This window comes from Methylocaldum gracile (assembly GCF_053646815.1).
This window is the reverse complement of record NZ_CM132196.1, coordinates 3,174,703-3,195,224: the sequence shown is the minus strand read 5'-3', so window position 1 is coordinate 3,195,224 and position 20,522 is coordinate 3,174,703. Positions and strand designations below refer to the sequence as shown.

At 56.8% G+C, this 20,522-nt stretch carries 16 protein-coding genes; 11 read left to right on the top strand and 5 right to left on the bottom strand.

The features are described 5' to 3' along the window. The first annotated feature begins 10 nt into the window (after positions 1-10). From ACWJJK_RS14005 to greA, 4 genes are all read left to right on the top strand, one after another. Entirely contained in the window at positions 11-247 is a 237-nt protein-coding gene (locus tag ACWJJK_RS14005; protein WP_077729876.1) for a CDGSH iron-sulfur domain-containing protein, read from the top strand. Between the two features lie 163 nt (positions 248-410). After that, positions 411-1,571, top strand: a complete 1,161-nt coding sequence (gene carA, locus ACWJJK_RS14000; RefSeq protein WP_156879407.1) for a glutamine-hydrolyzing carbamoyl-phosphate synthase small subunit — start codon at positions 411-413, stop codon at positions 1,569-1,571. A gap of 60 nt (positions 1,572-1,631) precedes the next feature. Further along, complete coding sequence (gene carB, locus ACWJJK_RS13995; RefSeq protein ID WP_454128196.1) at positions 1,632-4,856, top strand: carbamoyl-phosphate synthase large subunit; 3,225 nt, start codon at positions 1,632-1,634, stop codon at positions 4,854-4,856. Positions 4,857-4,875: 19 nt separating this feature from the next. Beyond that, positions 4,876-5,352: a transcription elongation factor GreA gene (gene greA, locus ACWJJK_RS13990; RefSeq protein WP_077729873.1), complete on the top strand. Its 477-nt coding sequence runs from the start codon at positions 4,876-4,878 to the stop codon at positions 5,350-5,352. Here greA and yhbY read toward each other — a convergent pair whose 3' ends face one another. Next, positions 5,353-5,625: a ribosome assembly RNA-binding protein YhbY gene (yhbY, locus tag ACWJJK_RS13985; RefSeq protein ID WP_240502471.1), complete on the bottom strand. Its 273-nt coding sequence runs from the start codon at positions 5,623-5,625 to the stop codon at positions 5,353-5,355. A gap of 45 nt (positions 5,626-5,670) precedes the next feature. Between yhbY and rlmE the strand changes: the two genes are divergently transcribed. Next, complete coding sequence (gene rlmE / locus ACWJJK_RS13980; RefSeq protein ID WP_240502477.1) at positions 5,671-6,294, top strand: 23S rRNA (uridine(2552)-2'-O)-methyltransferase RlmE; 624 nt, start codon at positions 5,671-5,673, stop codon at positions 6,292-6,294. Between the two features lie 528 nt (positions 6,295-6,822). On the opposite strand, the gene ACWJJK_RS13975 is transcribed toward rlmE, so the two are convergent. Continuing rightward, positions 6,823-7,965 carry an AI-2E family transporter gene (locus ACWJJK_RS13975; protein ID WP_077729870.1) on the bottom strand — a complete coding sequence of 381 codons (1,143 nt, stop codon included), beginning with the start codon at positions 7,963-7,965 and terminating at the stop codon, positions 6,823-6,825. Positions 7,966-8,215: 250 nt separating this feature from the next. On the opposite strand from ACWJJK_RS13975, the gene ACWJJK_RS13970 reads away from it, so the two are divergent. The 3 genes from ACWJJK_RS13970 (at position 8,216) to mgtE (ending at position 14,824) form a co-directional block, all read left to right on the top strand. Then, entirely contained in the window at positions 8,216-11,137 is a 2,922-nt protein-coding gene (locus tag ACWJJK_RS13970; RefSeq protein WP_454128195.1) for a ribonucleoside-diphosphate reductase subunit alpha, read from the top strand. Positions 11,138-11,582: 445 nt separating this feature from the next. Continuing rightward, a complete protein-coding gene (locus tag ACWJJK_RS13965) occupies positions 11,583-12,944 on the top strand; it encodes an AAA family ATPase (RefSeq protein WP_077729868.1) in 1,362 nt (453 codons plus the stop codon). A 593-nt stretch (positions 12,945-13,537) separates the two neighbouring features. Next, positions 13,538-14,824: a magnesium transporter gene (mgtE, locus tag ACWJJK_RS13960; RefSeq protein ID WP_454128194.1), complete on the top strand. Its 1,287-nt coding sequence runs from the start codon at positions 13,538-13,540 to the stop codon at positions 14,822-14,824. 99 nt (positions 14,825-14,923) lie between these two features. On the opposite strand, the gene ACWJJK_RS13955 is transcribed toward mgtE, so the two are convergent. Continuing rightward, positions 14,924-15,703: a ceramidase domain-containing protein gene (locus ACWJJK_RS13955; RefSeq protein WP_156879411.1), complete on the bottom strand. Its 780-nt coding sequence runs from the start codon at positions 15,701-15,703 to the stop codon at positions 14,924-14,926. Positions 15,704-15,825: 122 nt separating this feature from the next. Here ACWJJK_RS13955 and ACWJJK_RS13950 point away from each other — a divergent pair, with 122 nt between their 5' ends. Beyond that, positions 15,826-16,278, top strand: coding sequence for a hypothetical protein (locus tag ACWJJK_RS13950; protein ID WP_347258360.1), 453 nt, complete (start codon positions 15,826-15,828; stop codon positions 16,276-16,278). Between the two features lie 129 nt (positions 16,279-16,407). Here ACWJJK_RS13950 and ACWJJK_RS13945 read toward each other — a convergent pair whose 3' ends face one another. After that, entirely contained in the window at positions 16,408-16,728 is a 321-nt protein-coding gene (locus ACWJJK_RS13945; RefSeq protein ID WP_077729864.1) for a PilZ domain-containing protein, read from the bottom strand. 215 nt (positions 16,729-16,943) lie between these two features. Between ACWJJK_RS13945 and ACWJJK_RS13940 the strand changes: the two genes are divergently transcribed. Next, complete coding sequence (locus tag ACWJJK_RS13940; RefSeq protein WP_077729863.1) at positions 16,944-17,165, top strand: hypothetical protein; 222 nt, start codon at positions 16,944-16,946, stop codon at positions 17,163-17,165. 177 nt (positions 17,166-17,342) lie between these two features. Beyond that, on the top strand, positions 17,343-18,605 hold the full coding sequence (locus ACWJJK_RS13935; protein WP_454128193.1) for a ribonucleotide-diphosphate reductase subunit beta: 1,263 nt from the start codon (positions 17,343-17,345) through the stop codon (positions 18,603-18,605). Positions 18,606-18,960: 355 nt separating this feature from the next. Here the strand turns inward: ACWJJK_RS13935 and ACWJJK_RS13930 are convergent, their stop codons facing one another. Next, a complete protein-coding gene (locus tag ACWJJK_RS13930) occupies positions 18,961-20,466 on the bottom strand; it encodes a phenylacetate--CoA ligase family protein (protein WP_454128192.1) in 1,506 nt (501 codons plus the stop codon). Between the last annotated feature and the right edge of the window lie 56 nt (positions 20,467-20,522).

Sequence of the window (20,522 nt, the reverse complement as noted above, 5' to 3'; positions counted from 1 at the left end):
GGAGATAGCCATGTCCGAACCGACCATCCCTCAGAAGGCCCCGTACGCCATGGATCTAGCGCCGGGTAAATACTGGTGGTGTGCCTGCGGGCGATCCGCCAAGCAACCGTTTTGCGATGGTTCCCATAAGGGAACGGAGTTTTCGCCAGTAGTTTTCGAACTTGCCGAGGCAAAGAAAGTCTGGCTCTGCGGCTGCAAGCATACCGATAAGCAACCCATGTGCGACGGAACCCACAGCCGATTGTGAAGACTCCGAAGGGCGGGGCGTCGACCGGACGGTTGACTGACCCTCATAGACAGCAGATGCCCATTTTTCGTAAAATCCCCGTTAAATTAGCGATATCCACGAATAACAGCAACGGGACGGACCATATGGTCCCTCCCGTTTTGCATGTCTAAGGTGACACAAATTGAACACGCTCGCATTGCTGGCCTTGGAAGACGGCACCGTTTTTCGGGGTATATCCATCGGAGCAGAAGATTGTTCCGTCGGTGAAGTGGTTTTCAACACGTCCATAACCGGCTACCAGGAAATCCTGACGGACCCGTCCTATGCCCGCCAAATCGTAACGCTCACGTATCCGCACATCGGTAACGTCGGCATCAACCGTGAAGACCTGGAGTCGGGGGGCGTGTATGCCAGCGGACTGGTTGTTCGCGACGTGCCGACGCGCTTGAGCAATTGGCGGGCCGACAAGAGTCTCCCGGAGTATCTGAAAGAAAATAGGGTGGTTGGCATTGCCGGAATCGACACCCGGAAACTGACCCGCACTCTTCGCGACAAGGGAGCCCAGCGCGGTTGCCTTATCGCCGGCAAAGAGATCGACCCGGATTATGCCGTCGCCAAAGCGCGGGAATTTCCGGGGCTGCAAGGCATGGACCTGGCCAAGGAGGTCACCGCACGACAAAGCTATGCGTGGTCGGAAACGTCCTGGCAGCTCGGGCAGGGATACGGCGAACTCGATCAGAATCGCTTCCATGTGGTCGCATATGATTTCGGCGTCAAACGCAATATTCTTCGCCTTCTCGCCGACAGGGGTTGCCGCTTGACGGTAGTTCCGGCCACCGCATCGGCCCGTGAGGTTCTGGCATTGAACCCGGACGGAATCTTCTTATCGAACGGACCGGGCGATCCCGAGCCCTGCGATTACGCCGTCCAAGCAATCCGGGAGTTTCTGGACATCCAGATTCCGGTATTCGGTATATGTCTCGGCCATCAGTTGTTAGCTTTGGCAAGCGGCGCGAGGACGATGAAGATGAAGTTCGGTCACCACGGCGCCAACCACCCCGTTCAGGAACTGGATACCGGTCGCGTATTGATCACGAGCCAAAATCACGGCTTCGCTGTGGACGAAGGCAGCCTGCCGCGAAACGTACGACCGATCTACCGCTCGCTCTTCGACGGCAGCCTGCAGGGCATCGAGCTGACCGATCGCCCGGCCTTCAGTTTTCAAGGCCATCCCGAGGCCAGTCCCGGACCGCACGACCTGACGCCGTTGTTCGACCGCTTTATCGAAAGCATGGCCTGTCGCCAGGACGGCCGGTCCGCACGCACGGTACCCGCAGGTTGAGTTTTTTCGCACAGTCCGGAACGGCTTTCGCTCAGACATAGATCAACGATACAACGCTTCATGCCTAAAAGAACCGACATTCAGTCCATCCTTTTACTCGGCGCCGGTCCCATCGTCATCGGGCAGGCCTGCGAGTTCGACTATTCCGGCGCACAGGCGTGCAAGGCACTAAAGGAAGAGGGCTACCGGGTGATCCTGGTCAACTCCAACCCGGCCACCATCATGACCGATCCGGAGATGGCCGATGCCACCTACATCGAGCCTATAGACTGGCAGACCGTCGCCAAAATCATCGAGAAGGAGCGGCCGGACGCACTGTTGCCGACCATGGGCGGACAGACCGCGCTGAATTGCGCGCTCGATCTGGACCGTAACGGGGTGCTGGAGAAATTCGGCGTACAGATGATCGGTGCCTCCAAGGAAGCCATCGACAAGGCCGAAGACCGGGAAAAATTCAAGCAGGCCATGACCAAGATCGGTCTGGGCTCTGCCCGTTCCGGCGTTGCCCACAGCCTGGAAGAAGCGCTCGCCTGTCTGGACGAAATCGGCTTTCCGGCCATCATCCGCCCTTCGTTCACGCTGGGCGGATCGGGCGGCGGCATCGCCTATAACCGACAGGAATTCGTCGAGATTTGCGAACGCGGCCTGGAACTTTCGCCTACCCATGAGCTTCTCATCGAGGAGTCGGTGCTGGGCTGGAAAGAGTTCGAGATGGAAGTCGTGCGTGACCGCAAGGACAACTGCATCATCATCTGCTCCATCGAGAATCTGGACCCCATGGGGGTCCATACCGGCGACTCCATCACCGTCGCCCCGGCGCAGACCCTGACGGACAAGGAATACCAGATCATGCGCAACGCCTCCATTGCGGTGCTGCGCGAGATCGGAGTCGACACCGGCGGTTCCAACGTACAGTTCGCGATTAACCCCAAGGACGGGCGCATGATCGTCATCGAGATGAATCCCCGCGTGAGCCGTTCCTCGGCCCTGGCGTCCAAGGCAACCGGATTCCCGATCGCCAAGGTTGCGGCCAAACTGGCGGTCGGCTATACGCTGGACGAACTGAAGAACGAGATCACCGGAGGCGCGACGCCGGCCTCTTTCGAGCCGACCATCGATTACGTGGTCACCAAGGTGCCCCGGTTCGCGTTCGAAAAGTTTCCGCAGGCGGACGATCGGCTGACGACCCAAATGAAATCGGTCGGCGAGGCCATGGCCATAGGCCGCACCTTCCAGGAGTCTCTGCAAAAAGCCCTGCGCAGCCTGGAAACCGGCGTGGACGGTCTGGTCGGAAAGCTCGACGTTTCCGCCGAGGATGCCGGCAATATTCTTCTTCGGGAGCTTCGCCATCCCGGACCCGAGCGCATCTTCTATATCGCCGACGCTTTCCGGGCGGGATGGATGTTGGACGAGGTGCATGCCCATTGCCGCGTCGACCCGTGGTTCCTGGCCCAGATCGAGGAGCTGGTGCAGGAAGAAATGGGACTGGCGAAGCGCACCTTGGCCACGCTGTCTTCGGAAGAACTGTTCGCTTTAAAACGCAAAGGGTTCGCCGATTCGCGTCTCGCGGCGCTGTTGGGCAGCGCCGAGTCGGAAGTCCGGGCCGTGCGCCACAAGCACGGCATCCGTCCGGTTTACAAGCGCATCGATTCTTGTGCGGCGGAGTTCGCCACGGCAACGGCCTACCTTTATTCCACTTATGAGGAAGAATGCGAGGCGAATCCTACCGAGCGGAAGAAAATCATCGTTTTGGGCGGCGGACCCAATCGAATCGGCCAGGGCATCGAATTCGACTACTGCTGCGTGCACGCCGCGATGGCGCTGCGTGAAGATGGTTACGAAACCATCATGATCAACTGCAACCCGGAAACGGTCTCCACCGACTTCGACACGTCCGACCGGCTCTATTTCGAACCGCTCACGCTGGAAGACGTGCTGGAGATCATTGATCTGGAAAAACCAGCCGGGGTCATCGTCCAGTACGGTGGCCAGACGCCGCTGAAGCTGGCGCGGGCGCTGGAGGCGGCCGATGCGCCCATTATCGGCACGTCGCCCGATTCCATCGACCTGGCGGAAGACCGGGAGCGTTTCCAAAAGCTGGTCGATCGCCTAAATCTCAAACAGCCGCCCAACCGCACCGCGCGTTCCCTGGACGAAGCCATGCGCTGCGCGAACGAAATCGGCTATCCGCTGGTGGTTCGGCCCTCTTATGTATTGGGCGGGCGGGCCATGGAAATCGTGTTCAACGACGAGGACCTGGGGCGCTACATGCGCGAGGCGGTGAGCGTTTCCAACGAGTCGCCGGTGCTGTTGGACCGGTTCCTGGACGATGCCATCGAAATGGACGTCGACGCCATATGCGACGGAAAACGAGTCCTGATCGGCGGACTGATGCAGCATATCGAGCAGGCGGGCGTGCATTCCGGCGATTCGGCGTGCTCGATTCCGCCGTATGATTTGAGCCCCGAGCTTCAGACTCGGGTGCGCGAACAGGTTCGTCAGCTTGCCGAGGCCCTGGGCGTTGTGGGGCTCATGAACACCCAGTTCGCCATCAAGGGCGAAGAAATTTTCATTCTGGAAGTCAATCCGCGCGCTTCGCGTACCGTTCCGTTCGTATCCAAGGCCACCGGCTATCCGCTGGCCAAGATCGCGGCCCGCTGTATGGTGGGAAAAAGTCTGGACGAACAAGGCATCTTTGAGGAACGCATCCCCGAGTATTACTCGGTCAAAGAGGCGGTGTTTCCCTTCATCAAATTCCCCGGCGTGGACCCGCTGCTCGGCCCGGAAATGAAGTCCACCGGCGAAGTGATGGGCGTGGGAGTCACGTTCGGCGAGGCTTACGCCAAAGCGCAGCGCGCCGCCAGCGTAAAACTGGCCCACAGCGGCAATGTGCTGATCAGTGTGAGGGAGAGCGACAAGTCCAAGGTCATCCCGATAGCCCGAGATCTTCTGGCCAAAGGTTTCCGATTAGTGGCCACGCGCGGATCGGCGAGAGTGCTAGAAGACGCCGGCATACCTTGCATCACCGTGAACAAGGTTTACGAGGGGCGGCCGCATATCGTGGATATGATCAAGAACGACGAACTCCAGTTCATCATCAACACGACCGAAGGCAAGAAAGCCATTGCCGATTCATTCACCATTCGGCGCCAGGCACTGCAACAGCAGATTACCTACACGACTACTATTTCCGGTGCCCGTGCCACCTGTTCCGCCCTTAGCGAACTGGATGCCGGCGATGTCAATCGCCTACAGGATTTGCACCAGGAATTCTGCAAAGTGTGACTTTTGAGGAAACGCAACTATGAATAAAGTTCCACTGACCGCCCGTGGGGCAGAAAAGCTGCGCGAAGAGCTTAACCACCTTAAGACAGTCATGCGCCCGAGGATTATCGAAGCCATCGCCGAGGCTCGGTCGCACGGCGATTTGAAGGAAAATGCGGAATATCACGCGGCGCGCGAGCAACAGGGATTTACCGAAGGCCGGATCAAGGAAATCGAGGCCAAGTTGGCGCACGCTCAAATCATCGATGTGACGACGCTCAATGCCGGGGGCAAGGTGGTTTTTGGGGCCACGGTCGAGCTTGAAGACATGGGCAGCGGCGATTCGGTGACTTACCAAATCGTCGGCGAGGATGAAGCCAATATCAAGGAAGGACTGATCTCCATCACCTCGCCCATCGCCCGGGCGCTGATCGGCAAGCGGGAGGGCGATGTCGCGACGGTACAGGCGCCGGGTGGCGTAAGGGAATTCGAAGTTTGCTCGGTCAAATATATTTAGTTATTTCTTGTCAGGATTTTGCCGATAAAGCGTGATGATATGGCCGATCGATTGAATCAATTCGGCGCCCAGTTCTCCGCAGATCTGGGCGGTCATCTCGCGGCGTTCTTCTCGGTCGGCGGCGTTCACCCGCACCTTGATCAATTCATGATGGTCCAAGGCTAAACCGATCTCGTTCAATACGGCGGGTGTGATTCCCGCCTGGCCGGTGATGACGACGGGTTTCAGGGAATGGGCCTTGGCACGCAAGAATTTCTTATAATCAGATTTCAACTCGGATTTCCTCGGGAACTGGGATTCAATTTGGCCGTACATTAGATTATGCCGCGTAGTCGAAGCAGCCGTCGTTGGCTGGCCGAACACTTTTCCGACGAATATGTAAAACAAGCCCAAGCGCTTGGCTACCGCTCACGGGCGGTGTTTAAGCTGAAAGAATTGGACGAGCGGGAGCACTTGTTCAAGCCGGGCATGGTGGTGCTGGACTTGGGAGCCGCGCCGGGCGGTTGGTCCCAGTACGCAGCGGAGCGGATCGGAAAAAGCGGCGAAATTATAGCGCTTGATCTTCTGCCGATGGAAGCGATTCCGGGTGTGACCGCAATTCAGGGCGATTTTCGGGAAGAATCCGTATTGGAGCAGTTGCAGGCGAAACTGGAGGGCCGGCCGGTCGACCTGATCTTGTCCGATATGGCGCCCAACATGAGCGGCGCACGCGTTGTGGATCAGGCAAGAGCGATGTATCTCGCCGAATTGGCTCTCGATACCGCCGAACAGCTCCTCAAGCCCGGCGGGAGCTTCGTGGCCAAGCTGTTCCAAGGACCCGACTTCGACGACTTCGTGCGGAAATCCCGCCAGATGTTCGGCAAGGTGTCGGTGCGAAAACCCAAAGCTTCGCGGGATCGAAGCCCCGAAGTCTATTTGGTGGCCAAGTCGAGAAAATCGTAGATTAACCCGCATTTCTCACTCTCCTCCAATCGCAAACGTCGCTTTAGTCGCGACCTTCCAATCGCAAACGGGCCTTTAGAGCATTTTCATACCTACTGTACGGGCACTCGCGAGTAGGTCGGGAATCCCTTCCCAATCGCAAACGGGCCTTTAATCGGCCCCTTCCAATCGCAAACGGCATCTCTGGGAGCGTCAGAGATGCCCTTCCAATCGCAAACGGTCGCTTCGGGAGCGCCGAAGCGACCCTTCCTACTACGGACGCCGTCCCAATTGCAAACAGAGGCCGTAGGATGCTGTGAAGAACGAACCGCCCTTCGACTGGGCTCAGGACAGGCATCGTTCGCGAGCGATGCACCCAATCGCAAACGGTTGCTTTAGTCGCAACCCTTCCTTGGTCGGCACATCCTATAGCCTTGGCACGGCGGCTCGACGTAGTGTCGGCTACGCCTCCGCCGTCGCTCAGTCCGTGCGGCGCGCCACAGCGGAGTTTCGACGCCGTCGCTACGAAGGAGGGTGAGAAATGCGGGTTTAAACCTGCTCCCGGCTCAAGGGTATGGTTTTGGGTGGTTTTACCAACTGAGCCGGGGCGGCGTCTTCCGGCGGAATTTCCTCTTCCCCCAATCGCGGCCAAGCCGCCAGTACCGCCTTGACCAATGTCGCCAAGGGAATGGCGAAAAACACGCCCCAGAATCCCCAGAACCCGCCGAAAAACAAGATGGCGACGATGATGGCCACCGGGTGCAGGTTGACCACTTCGGAAAACAGCAGCGGTACTAATACGACCCCGTCCAGGGCCTGAATGATGCCGTAAGCCAGCAGCAAATACCAAAAATCGTCGGTGAGTCCCCACTGGAAGAAAGCCACGATCATCACCGGAAACGTTACCAATGTCGCGCCGACGTAGGGAATGATCACCGAGAGCCCCATCAGCACCGCGAGCAGCAGCGAGTAATTGAGCCCCATCAGCGAGAACACCGCATAGCTGACGGCGAGCAGCACCGTGACCTCGAAGAACTTTCCGCGTACGTAATTTCCGATTTGCATGTCTACCTCGCGCCACACACGGGTAGAAAGATTGCGGTCGCGGGGCATGTATTGGCTAAACCAACCGAGGATGTAGTCCTTGTCTTTAAGGAAGAAAAACACCAGCAACGGCACCAGGATCAGATAGACGATCAAAGTGATGGCGCTGACCAAGGACGCGTACGAATAAGTCAGCATGGATTGGCCCCAGGCGAGGAGTTCTCTCCGTACCACGCCGGTCAATTCGTAGATCTGTTCCTCGGTAATGAAGTTCGGATACTGCTGCGGCAGCTGCATCACCAGCATTTGTCCGCGGTTCATCCAAGCCGGCAGCTGCTCTATGAGTTGCACGGTTTGCTGATAAAGGAGCGGCAGGAGTGCGACGAACAAAAACAATAGAAAAGCGAGGAAAAGTACGTAGACGATGATGACTGCGGCAAGGCGGGGCAGCTTTTTCCGCACGCCGATCGCGACTAGGCCTTCCAGCAGATAGGCAATGACGCCTGCCGCGAATACCGGCATGAGCATCTGCCCCAAACTGATCACCAGCACGAAACCGACGATCAAAAGAATTGCGAAAGAGACGGCCTGCGAGTTCGGCAGCACTCGCTTGACCCAGTCACTCAACCATTCCCGCACGCTTTGCATGGTGAGAAGTTGCCCTTGTTATGAATTGTTGTTGTGTATTGGCGGACAAATAGTACAACAAACCCGTTGGACGAATAATGGACGTGCGCCAAGTACCTTGATTTCAATGCATTTTAACGCTTTTCTTGCACAATTTATCCACAGGCCCTCAACAGAGTAAACCACAGGATGTTGTGCTTGACGATATGGCGGACCACATTCTATAGTGTATGTCGTAATACATACAGCCATCCTCGGAGGACACGCATCTATGGAAACCGAATCCGCAGCCCGTACCAATCAGCCGACCGCGATTCCCTTGGATCTGCCAACTGTTTCCGCCGATCTGCGCGCAACCGCTCCCGGCGAGATGCGCGTCATCCGGCGCAACGGCAAGGTGACTATTTTCGACGCCGGCAAGATCAGCGTCGCCATTACCAAAGCATTTTTGGCCGTCGAAGGTAATACCGCCGCCGCTAGCCGCCGCATCCACGAGACCGTCGAGGAGCTGACCGGCCAGGTGGTCAATGCCCTGTTCCGGCGGAATCCTTCCGGCGGCACCATTCATATCGAAGACATTCAGGATCAGGTCGAACTGGGCTTGATGCGTGGGGGGCATCACAAGATCGCCCGCGCTTACGTGTTGTATCGCGAGGACAGGGCGCGGCTTCGGGCGCAGAAAGCCGCGGAGCAAGAAGAAGCCCAAGCGCCGGTCATTCACGTGACCCTGCCCGACGGCAGCCAAAAGCCATTGGACATGGCGCGCCTGCAAAAGATCGTCGAAGAGGCCTGCCGCGATCTCGCCGACGTGGATGGAGCCTGGATTCTGGAAGAAACGCAGCGCAACCTGTTCGACGGCGTGCCCGAGAAGGACGTGGCCCCGGCGCTTATGATGGCGGCGCGCGCCCGGATCGAACAGGAGCCGAATTATTCTTACGTGGCCGCCCGGCTGCTGCTGGACAGCCTGCGCAGCGAGGCGCTGAGTTTCCTCGGCCACGGCTTTTTCGAAGCCACTCAAGACGAAATGGCGGACCGCTATGCGGAATATTTCGCGGATTACGTGAAGCGCGGTGCCGAACTCGAGCTCTTGTCGCCCGAGCTGACCCGATTCGACTTACAGCGCCTCGGCGCGGCGCTCAAACCCGAACGCGATCTTCAGTTCACGTATCTGGGCCTGCAAACGCTGTACGATCGTTACTTCATTCACGCCAAAGGCGTCCGTTTCGAGCTGCCCCAGGCGTTCTTCATGCGCGTCGCCATGGGGCTCGCCATCAGCGAAATCGATCGTGAAGCGAAAGCCATCGAGTTCTACAACCTGCTTTCCAGCTTCGATTTCATGAGTTCCACGCCCACCTTGTTCAACTCCGGCACACTGCGCCCGCAGCTCTCCTCGTGCTATCTCACCACCGTGCCGGATGATCTGGACGGCATCTTCGGTGCCATCAAGGACGACGCCCTTCTGTCGAAATATGCCGGCGGCCTGGGGAACGACTGGACCCGGGTTCGCGCCATGGGGTCCCATATCAAAGGCACCAACGGCAAATCCCAGGGCGTCGTTCCTTTCCTCAAGGTGGCCAACGACACGGCCGTCGCCGTCAATCAGGGCGGAAAGCGCAAGGGCGCCATGTGCGCCTATCTGGAAACCTGGCACCTGGATATCGAGGAGTTCCTGGAACTCCGCAAGAACACCGGCGACGATCGCCGCCGTACCCACGACATGAACACCGCCAACTGGGTGCCCGATCTGTTCATGAAGCGGGTGGCGGAAGAGGGCGACTGGACGCTGTTCACTCCCAGCGACACGCCGGATCTGCACGACCTCACCGGTGAAGCCTTCGAGAAGCGCTATTTGGAGTACGAAGCCAAGGTGGACCGCGGCGAAATCACGCTGTACAAGCGGCTTCCGGCGACGCAGCTTTGGCGCAAGATGCTGTCCATGCTGTTCGAAACGGGACATCCCTGGGTCGCCTTCAAGGATCCGTGCAACCTGCGCTATACCAACCGGCACATGGGCGTGGTTCACAGCTCCAATCTCTGCACCGAGATCACCCTGCACACCAACGACAACGAAATCGCCGTGTGCAACCTGGGCAGCGTGAATCTGTCGAATCACGTCACCGAGGACGGCGTTCTCGACGCGCAGAAGCTGGAGAAAACGATCTCCACCGCAATGCGCATGCTGGACAACGTCATCGACATCAACTACTACAGCGTTCCCCAGGCGCGCCGCTCGAACCTGCGCCATCGGCCGGTGGGGCTGGGCATCATGGGCTTCCAGGAGACGCTGTACAAGCTGCGCATCCCCTATGCCTCGGATGAAGCCGTAAGCTTTGCGGACAAGAGCATGGAACTGGTGAGCTACTACGCCATCAAGGCGTCCACCGATCTCGCCGAAGAGCGCGGCCGATATTCCAGCTTCGAAGGCTCGCTGTGGAGCCAGGGCATCCTGCCCTACGATTCCATGGCTCTGGTCGAACAGGGCAGGGGCGGTTATCTCCAGCAAGACCGCAGCTTTACCCTGGACTGGGACGCGCTCCGCGAGCGGGTGAAAACGGTCGGCATGCGCAACAGCAACACCATGGCGATCGCTCCGACGGCGACGATCTCCAACATCTGCGGCGTGTCGCAGTCGATCGAGCCGACCTATCAGAACCTGTTCGTCAAATCGAACCTCTCCGGCGAGTTCACCGTGGTCAATCCGTACCTGGTGAACGATCTCAAGAAGCTCGACCTGTGGGATGCGGTCATGATCAATGACCTCAAGTACTACGACGGCAGCCTGCAAAAGATCGAGCGCATACCGGACCAGCTCAAACAGATCTACGCCACCGCCTTCGAAGTCGATCCGCGCTGGCTGGTCGAAGCCGCCTCGCGCCGGCAAAAATGGATCGACCAGGCGCAATCCCTCAACCTGTACATGGCCGAGCCCTCCGGCAAGAAGCTCGACAACCTGTACAAACTGGCCTGGATTCGCGGCCTGAAGACCACCTACTACCTCCGCACCATGGGCGCCACCCACGTGGAGAAGAGCACCGCCTTCGACGGCAAGCTCAACGCCGTGAAGACCGACCCCATCGACGATGCGATTCCCGGAACGAAGCACCACCCGGCGGAAGCCGCCTATGCCGAGGCGGCGGCTTCGGGGGTGAAGATGTGTTCGATTGATGATCCGGAATGTGAGGCGTGTCAGTAATTTACTTCCTCTCTACTGTGGGACCTTTCAGTTCCCTCTCCCTCTGGGAGGGGGTTAGGGTGAGGGTATGGTAGGGTGGGTTAGGCCTTTGGCCGTAACCCACCGAATAAAAGGTTTCGCTTCGCGAGGGTTCATTTGACTGTGGGTGCTCGGACCCACGGCCGAGGCACTTTTCTTTGCTTGTCCAAAGAAAAGGAGCCAAAAGAAAGGACACCCGATTGCCGCTTGTCTCCTCCGCTCCTCGCTTTCGTCGGGGGTTGCCGGAAGGGCCATCCATGGCCCTCCGGCAACGCGCGGAATCCTTTCCGCGCCCCTCCCGGGCTATTCCCGCCGAAAGCTCCGGTGCTCGGCGCGGCAAACGGGGAAGGGAATTTCAAGATCAGTTTTCCCAAGTAAATGAATTCCACATTTGCCATTTCTGAACTCAATATCGAAGGCAATAAATATGTCGATTTCCACGTTTAATCGTCATGAGTTTGGAGAAAAGTTAAATACAGTGGTGTTTCCATCTCAGCCGATTCAGAGTATTGAACATCTCTTTGGGCGCGGAGAAGAGCTTGATCAAATCGATAAGGCTTTATATGCTCCAGGTAGACACATATTCATTTATGGAGATCGAGGGGTCGGAAAGTCTTCTCTTGCGGCGATAGCTGCAAATCAATATCAAAGCCCAGAGGCTGATTATATCGATGTTTCGTGCTCTCCCGATGCGACTTTACTCTCAGTTGTCGCCGATATCGCAATGCAGGCCGCAAATATAAGTCGTTTCCGTTCGATAACAAGACAAGTCAAGAAATCAATTGATCTGCGTTTCTTTAAGATCGAAAAGAATCAAAATGAAACACGCTTGAATATTCGTGAGCAGATTCGAACATTGCCTGAGGCCGTAGAGTTACTTAGAGAGGTCTCGTACCTTCACTCTGAAAAACCAATTGTTGTATTGGATGAATTTGATCGGATTAGCTCTGCAGAAGAGAGAAACCTTTTTGCAGATTTAATTAAACAACTTGGTGACAAAAAAATACCGCTCAAATTTATTTTTACGGGTGTCGGAAAAACTCTAGAAGAATTGCTTGGCGCACATCAGTCTGCCTATCGACAGTTACAGACGATTGAACTCCCTAAATTGCCTTGGGAGGCTCGATGGGAAATTGTGCTCCATGCAGCACGAACATTTGGTATCGATGTGGACAGAGATGTTTACATTCGTATTGCACAAGTGAGTGACGGATACCCTTATTATGTACATCTAATAACGGAGAAAATGCTATGGCGGGTTTATGATGAGGCAAAAGAAGTTGAAAAAGTAACGTGGGAGCATTATCTTCCTGCAATTAGGGACGCAATACATAGTATTTCCGCAGAGCTAAAACGTCCATATGAGTTAGCGGTAAATCAACCATCAGGTGATTATGAGGAAGTTCTCTGGTCAACAGCGGATTCGGATATGTTGCTCCGTTATTTAAAAGATATGTATTCTTCTTACGGCAAAATAATGGATCAGTACACCGATAAGCTGCGGCTTGATAACGGTAAATACAGTGCCAGAATTAGAAATCTGAAAAATGCTTCTTGCGGTTCAGTTTTAATTTCCGGAAATCGGCCTGGCTTGTATTCATATCGCGAAAAAATGCTACGCGGTTACGTGAGAATGCAGGCTGAAGCAAATGGGATCGAGTTGTATGGAGAAGAAGCGCGATCTAGAGAGAAGCAATATATGCATGTTCCAGCTCGTGTCTCCACTGGATACCGGCAGTCTATGATTCCGCGGGGGATTACTTTTTCCAGAAATGGAGAAAGGAAATGAAATATTTATACCAATTATATCTATGAGTGCGTGCTTGCACGAGGCACAATTCGGTATAAGTATTACCCAATAGTGCTCTGATACTGTCTGACTGCACACATTATCGGCGTGCGACATACACGATTTGTATCCCGTCGACGTAGCCGAGCATCGCAGGCGCGGGCGGGAATGGCCCGAAGGGTGGACGCAGGGATGCGTCCACTCGGCAGAGGGATAGGAAATCCCTTCTGCCGAGCCCCGACCGGGCCTGCGACGCGCAGGGCACCGCGAAGCGGCAAGTCGTCGGGCCGCTTTTTCTTTGGGTCCTTTCTTTTGGCGGCGCAAAAGAAAGGACCTCGGCCGTGGGTCCGAGCACCCACAGTCAAATCAATCTGTCGCGGCAGCGACACCTTAATAGCGAAACCTTATTCTTTCGAACTCGAAAAAGATAAATACCATATTACGGAAGAGCTCTGAACGATACCGGCCATGCCGGTTGTCCAAAGAAGTAGGCGCATGGAATAGCCTGCAAAGGACAGCGTGACACACGAGAATCCCGAGTTTGGCACATGGTCGAGCTGAAATTCCTTCGGCATCCAACAATCTAGGACGTGATGAGTCATCAAGGCGGTGAAATGCCGAAATACACGCTCGATGCTGTCAAGGCGTTGCGGCGGCTGGAACCGCCGCAGCGGGCAGAGGCGCTGTCGCGTTATCCGCCGGAGGTGGCGCGGACTGTTTTCGAGCAGTTCGAAGCGCCGCTGCAGAAGGAGGTGCTGGCGTTTCTGCGCGATCATCAAGTCAATCGGTTGCTGGAGGACCTCGATCCGGATGATCGAGTCCGACTGCTGGATACCTTGCCTGAGCCGGTCGGCCAGGCTTTGCTGGCTCGCCTCAGTCCCCGCGAAAGGCGCCTGACCCACAAGTTGCTCGCCTTCCCCGTGGAGAGCGCGGGCCGCATCATGAACCCGGAGTATCTGCCGCTTCGGCCGGAACTTTCGGTGCGGGATGCGTTGATCCTAGTCCACCGCGAGGGCCGTGCGGTCGGTACAGTGAACGTGCTGCCGGTCCTCGATGGCGACGAGCGGCTGGTGGGATTGGCAATGCTCAGCGCACTGGTGCTGGCCGACCCGGACCAGCAGGTGGCGGACGTGATGCTGGCGCCGGTGCCCACGGTAGCCCCTGAGACCGACCAGGAGCAGGTGGCCCGCCTGATTCAGGCGGCGGATCTATTGGCGCTGCCGGTAATCGACGATGCTCGGCATTTGCTCGGCTTGATTACGGTGGACGACGCCATGGACGTCGTTCAGCTCGAGCAGGAGGAGGACTTTGCTCGGGCCGGGGGTAGCGAGCCGGTGGATCGTCCCTATTTTTCGATCACCTTGTTGGATCTGGCCCGCGCCCGCTTTGTCTGGCTGTTGCTGCTTGCCTTGGCCGGCGCCCTGACGGTCAACGTAATCACCGCTTTCGAATCACTGCTGGAGCAGACGATCAGTCTCTCGGTGTTCATACCCCTTCTCGTCGGTATTGGGGGCAATTGTGGAGCCCAATCGGCGACTACCGTGATCCGTGCCATGGCCACAGGCGATGTCAACGGGGTGGGAGTCGGGCGCGTGGTATTCCGCGAGACTCGGATCGGCATTCTGCTCGGCACTGCCGTGGCTTTGCTCGCCTATGTGCCCGTGTTGCTGCTGTTCGAATCGGGGCTGGCTACGACAGTTTCCCTGACCCTGATCGCCATCTGTGTCCTCGCAACTCTGGTAGGTGCAGGCATGCCGCTGTTGGCGCGACGGTTCGGTATCGATCCGGCGGTAGTGAGCGCTCCTGTTGTAACGACGCTGGTCGATACTCTCGGCTTAGTCTTATATTTCCTGATTGCAAGGGTCGTCATGGAGTTTTGATGGCGGCGCGAATGGGGGGCGGGCGGAAACACAATTGACGTTTATCCGCGAGTAATCGGTTTACCCTGCCGGGGGGGCGGCGGATTGCTCCGCTAAAGCTCATTCGTGTCGGATCGGCTTTCTTTTTCTCAGCCCCAGCAAGAAACAATAAGCCCCTATCGCCGCCAAAACATGTTTGAGCGCATGCCCGCTGATCGGGTACATCACCTGAAAGATCGTCTCATCCAGCAGCTCCGCCAGTTTGGCGACCAAATAGAACCCGAGCAATGCCCAGATATACCCGCTTCCCGTGAACGAAGGTGAGAACAAAAGCAGTATCAGCGGAATCAGCAGCATGGGTAGAAATTGGACGAGGCCGTAAGGGCGTAGGTCCCCTTGTCCGGATTGTTCGGTCACGTGCCAATAGATGATGGAGGCAATACCGACGAGAATCAGCGGCCATAACAGTTTTTGCCCCGCCTGGCGGGAAATGTATTCGCCGACGATGATGGAGACGAAAGCCATGAAGGCGACGGTCATGGGCAGGCGGTCCCAGACCAGTGTCGTATTGTTTGGATCGAGATGGTAATACGCCGAGCCGGGGCCGATCAGTACGATACCGATGAAGAAGGCGAAATAGCTTGCCCGGAGCTCCGGGAGCGTTCGATCCGGCACTCCCCGGACGAGTTCCCGAAGCGCAGCCAGACCGACCAGGAGGAAGAGGAGATTGGTCGCGACATTCCAGAAATGCGGCACGCCGAACCACCGGCTGCGGTCGGCGAACTCGTGATAGGCCGGGTCTTGCGGGACGGCGGGAACCAAAAACATGCCGATGACCGCGAGCGCGATAATGCCGAGCAGTAAAGCCAGTTTTGGGGTTCTGTGGCGTTCTGTTTTCATGCGATGAAGCTAAAGGAATGCGAGCGTTGACGCACTCCATGCTATACACAGCCGGCCGGTCTGCATACTATTAGCCGACGGATGGCCTTGGGCGTCCGTGTTCAGACATGAGGAGACATCCTATGAAAACAATAACGCTGGGGTTGCTGGTCATGCTTTTAGGGGAGAGCGGCACGACAACCGCTACCGAGGCTGGTATCGAAAGCGCCACCAAACAACTCTTGAAAGATACTGCCAAAACGGTGGTTCAGCGCGGTACGCGCGAGCGAGTGCACGTGGCGGCCGAGAGCATAGAGAAAGCCAAAAACCTGAGGGAAAGCATCGATAAAGCGTCTGCTGCGATAGGAGAGCAAGCCCTAGACACTGCCAAGGAATCTGCCGAGCGGCAGCTGAAGGATGCTGTCCCGGCACAAGCCAAACAAGGCGTCAAGGCTGTCGAGGACGGTGTGGATCAGGCCAAGGCGATCAAAAGCCAAGTCAAAAATGCACCCAAATCGACCCGGGACGCTGCTCAGGTCGTAAAACGCAAGGCTAAACAAGAAGCGGCCGAGAAGGCACTCGAGCTATTGCGTTAACCTGCTTTTTGCACCTCGCCCGGTCAAGGGCGAGGTGGCAACCTCGATTGATAAACTCTTGGCCGGATTCACTCGGGCGTACGCCGGCCGATGGACTGTCCATATCCCGTGCAGCGTAAACACAGCCTATTAACGGCGGAATACCGCGGTGGACCATAACGCCCGCCCGAATTCGAGCCCATATCCTTGTTGGGATTCACGTTTGACGATGACCGAATACCGGAGCAACCGCACGATTTTTCCTCTTTCGACGGCAAAAACGACCATGGCGGGTTTTCCCACGGATGCCTCTGTGTGCGTGGGCATCTGCAGAAAAATGCCGGAACGGCTCAGGTTTTTGGTGATTCCGCGTGATGGATTGCCGGCAGGGGGGATGAGATAAGTGCGAACGGAAGAAATCGAACGCGGTGCGACCCGTCGATCTTCGGGGGAGTCGGTCTTTTTATTCATCGTGTCCAGCCTTTGTTATTAGATAACCCCAACGTCGAAATTTCATCACATTTGTCAGAGCTTGACGAGAACGGTTTGCACATCCCCGGTTCGGAGGCAACCCACATCCGAACTGTCTAAGGAGTAGAATAAATACCACAAATCGAGAGTCGACTTGGACTCGGAAGAGAATCAGTCGATCGAGATGCGACGCAGCAACCAAAGGAGCTCGGATCATGGCCGAAAAACTTTTGCGCGATATTAAACCGGTTTCCCCTGAAAACCTTGACGATCTGATGCTGATCATGGCCAAGAACATCGAAGAGTCGTTATTCAAGAGCGGAGCACGGCCGGGGCTCGATTATTCCATCTTGGACCTTTACAAACTGGCGCAGCCCTTTGCGCTGGAAGTGTTCAGGAAGAACATCAACACCATGTCCTTTACCGTGCAGTGGTAGCGCGGTTCGGCCCAAAAAACGCGGGAGAGGCTTGCCGGCAAAAGTTATAGCCTACATATTGTGTCTATAATGTTTTTGTGCACAATATATAGTCGCTTAGGTTGGCAACCGCTCAACGATCGAGAGTTGCATAGATATTTCTCCTGAACACTCACGGGCCGAAAAGAGGAAAAAAGCATGTTGAATTGGGAAGATCCCCTCGCTGGCGTTACCGGCAAATCCGCCAAAGCTGAAACTAATCCGAATGCGCCCCGGCTGGCGGAATGGGGAGGGGAACTAGCCGCAGCGCGCGATACCGGCAAGGTCAGTCCCGAATTTCAGGATTTTTTTGCTGAAACGCGATACGAAGCGGACCAGGGGATTGCTGCGGGCAGCGACTCTCGTACCGGTGCGACTGGCCTTGAGAGCATCGAAATGGGGGCCCGGCGCATCCAGGTCGATGACAAGCAGATTATCAATTGCCGCGCCGACCTGAATCAGCTCGTGCCGTTCAAGTACCGTTGGGCCTGGCAGAAATATCTGGATGCCTGCGCCAATCACTGGATGCCGCAGGAAATCAACATGAACGCGGACATTGCGCTTTGGAAGAGTATCGACGGACTGACCGAAGACGAGCGCACCATCATCAAGCGAAATCTCGGATTCTTTTCCACCGCCGATTCCCTGGTGGCCAACAATCTGGTTTTGGCGGTATACCGGCACATTACCAATCCGGAATGCCGCCAATATCTTCTGCGCCAGGCTTTCGAAGAAGCGCTGCACACTCATGCCTATCAATACGTCGTCGAGTCTCTCGGCATGGACGAGGGTGAAGTGTTCAACATGTACCGTGAATTGCCGGCCGTGGCGCGCAAGGCGGAGTGGGCCTTGCCGTTCACCCAGTCTCTGGGCGATCCCGCATTCCGGACCGGAACGCCCGAAGACGATCAGCGCCTGCTTCGCGATCTCATCGCCTTCTACGTGATTTTCGAAGGGATCTTCTTCTACGTCGGCTTTACCCAAATCCTTTCGATGGGGCGACGCAACAAAATGACGGGCACCGCCGAGCAGTTTCAATACATCTTGCGGGACGAATCGATGCACATGAACTTCGGCATCGATGTCATCAACCAAATCAAGATCGAGAATCCGCATCTCTGGCGCAAAGACTTTCAGGATGAAATCATCCGCATGATTCGCGAGGCGGTGGAGATAGAGACGCAATATGCCTACGACACCATGCCGCGTGGCGTATTGGGGCTGAATGCCGGCATGTTCAAGGATTATCTGGAGTTCATCGCCAACCGACGCTGCGCCCAGATCGGTTTGCCGGAGCAGTACCCCGGCGCTGGCAATCCATTCCCCTGGATGAGCGAAATCCTGGATCTCAAGAAGGAGAAGAACTTCTTCGAGACCCGGGTAACGGAATATCAGACCGGCGGCGTTCTGAGCTGGGATTGATCTCGGTCTCTTCCCGGAACTACGCTCTATAGCATTTTTCCGGTTTGGCGTGGCGCCCGAAGGTGCAGTAGGTCGGCATCCTTTCCCAATCGCAAACGGTCGCTTTAGTCGCGACCCTTCCCGACGCAGCGGGTTTGTCGGCAAAGGATTGCCGACCTACAAACTCCCGATCCTCGCCGCTAAACCGCGGTGAAAAGCGCTCTAGGCCATCAGGCTTCCCTGTCCGGCTGGCGACAGTGCAGCGCTTATCGATCGTGCTGCGCTGTCTCGCTGGCCGACCGGAGCAAGCTTCCTCTACCGACGGAGAGTCCCCGGCATCGTAGTCTTCCCGTGTAAAGCCGGGCAAGCTAAGGCCTCATCGCCGGGTATACCGGTGCTTGACGCCCGCGGGAAAGTATTCGGGGTCTTCGAATGGCCGTAGCGTAACTTTGGGGAGTTGTTTTTCCGGCGGCGTGTAGTTGGCGAATTCGCTGTTGAGCCGCAACAACTGCGCTTTGACGGATTCCGCAAGCGTCCGGCATTTCTGATCGTCCGCCGTGGCGCCGGGCAGAAGTTCGGCGGTCACGCTCAGGTATTTGTCCCCGTCTGCCGATTCCTTCGTCTCCAGGACGAACTTGCCCGTCGCCCAAGTCATGATATGCGGCTGCTCCAGGCCGACCGTCACGTTTTCCGGATAGATATTGGCACCGTAGAACGATACTGTGAAGTCCGCACGTCCGAACACGTAAACGAAGGGCAGGGGTCTACAGGGAAAGGTTTCGTCCAAACCGTAGTCGGCCAGCGGGCCCGCTCCCCAATCTCGCAGAAAATCGCGCATCTCACCGTAACCGACAACTCCGCCTTTATCGGCGATGTGATATCGGATCAGCGGCACTCCGTTGTCGCCCGAAACCACCAGGGTTTCCTCGTGGACCTCGAACAACCGGCTGATCGGGTCGTACTGAACCAGCGTAGGCAGGCGCGATTCGCCGAAGACCTCTCTGGCCGCCTTGGGGTGGTCCGCCAGAAAGCGGCGGACGGCGATGCTGAGCGGCGTTTCGTTGCCCAAAACCCCGGCATCCGCCGTGCCATAGAGCGAGGCCGAATCGTAGCAGGGCGCTTTCGAGCCGACCCGCTCGCCTACCAGGTTCCGCCATTCCTCGCTGAACACTTCGCCGGCGAAGACCATTTTCACCCGATAGCGCGGCCATTCGATTCCGGCGGCAAGACCCGCATCGATGACATCTTTGATGAACGGCGGATAGCCGAGGAGCACGGTTTGTTCGAAACTCGGCGAGAGTTCCTGGATCACCCGGAAGATTTCGTCCTTTTTGTTGCCGGGCGTCGCCACCATCAGGGGATACCCTTTGGCTGCGAGATGCCAGGCGCAGGACGTGGTGTACAGTCCGCCGACCCAGTTCCCGAGGGCGAAGCAAACCACGGCCAGCGTGCTGCGTTCGTGCGCCCTGAAACTGTCGTGAAATATCTGCTCGAAACGAAGCGCGATATCGAGCTCGTCGATGATCGATCTGGGCCAGAACGTGGGTTTTCCGGTCGAACCCGAGGAAACCGCCACCCGGTCGCACTCCGCCAAGCGGCCGTTGCGGCAGCGCTCCGGCAGTGGGTAGACATGCATGTAATTGGGCTTGTCGATCAGGGGAAGCTGCCGAAAGGCATCAAAAGATCCGACGGTCTCCGGCGCTATGCCATGGGCGCCGAGAAATGTTCGGTAAGCCGGAACACGGCTCGCCGTTCGGTGGAAAAGGTCCAATACGGCGGATTCAGCATCCATGGCAAGCCGGTCGGCCATCAGTTCGTCGAGCGAGCTAAATAGAAAGTGGTGAAGCCGGCTTTGAATTTCGGAAGTGCGATGGGTCAACACGGTTCGTCGCGCCGATTAAAATGTGGTGCTTTGAATTATGATCTCCGGCCACCCCG

What these genes read in the sequence shown, in the direction of transcription:
- carB (WP_454128196.1), top strand. Translation starts at nt 1,632, where the DNA reads ATGCCTAAAAGAACCGACATTCAGTCCATCCTTTTACTCGGCGCCGGT.
- ACWJJK_RS14005 (WP_077729876.1), top strand. Translation starts at nt 11, where the DNA reads ATGTCCGAACCGACCATCCCTCAGAAGGCCCCGTACGCCATGGATCTA.
- ACWJJK_RS13945 (WP_077729864.1), bottom strand. Translation starts at nt 16,728, where the DNA reads ATGAATAAAAAGACCGACTCCCCCGAAGATCGACGGGTCGCACCGCGT.
- greA (WP_077729873.1), top strand. Translation starts at nt 4,876, where the DNA reads ATGAATAAAGTTCCACTGACCGCCCGTGGGGCAGAAAAGCTGCGCGAA.
- ACWJJK_RS13970 (WP_454128195.1), top strand. Translation starts at nt 8,216, where the DNA reads ATGGAAACCGAATCCGCAGCCCGTACCAATCAGCCGACCGCGATTCCC.
- mgtE (WP_454128194.1), top strand. Translation starts at nt 13,538, where the DNA reads ATGAGTCATCAAGGCGGTGAAATGCCGAAATACACGCTCGATGCTGTC.
- ACWJJK_RS13975 (WP_077729870.1), bottom strand. Translation starts at nt 7,965, where the DNA reads ATGCAAAGCGTGCGGGAATGGTTGAGTGACTGGGTCAAGCGAGTGCTG.
- ACWJJK_RS13940 (WP_077729863.1), top strand. Translation starts at nt 16,944, where the DNA reads ATGGCCGAAAAACTTTTGCGCGATATTAAACCGGTTTCCCCTGAAAAC.
- ACWJJK_RS13955 (WP_156879411.1), bottom strand. Translation starts at nt 15,703, where the DNA reads ATGAAAACAGAACGCCACAGAACCCCAAAACTGGCTTTACTGCTCGGC.
- ACWJJK_RS13965 (WP_077729868.1), top strand. Translation starts at nt 11,583, where the DNA reads ATGTCGATTTCCACGTTTAATCGTCATGAGTTTGGAGAAAAGTTAAAT.
- ACWJJK_RS13935 (WP_454128193.1), top strand. Translation starts at nt 17,343, where the DNA reads ATGTTGAATTGGGAAGATCCCCTCGCTGGCGTTACCGGCAAATCCGCC.
- ACWJJK_RS13950 (WP_347258360.1), top strand. Translation starts at nt 15,826, where the DNA reads ATGAAAACAATAACGCTGGGGTTGCTGGTCATGCTTTTAGGGGAGAGC.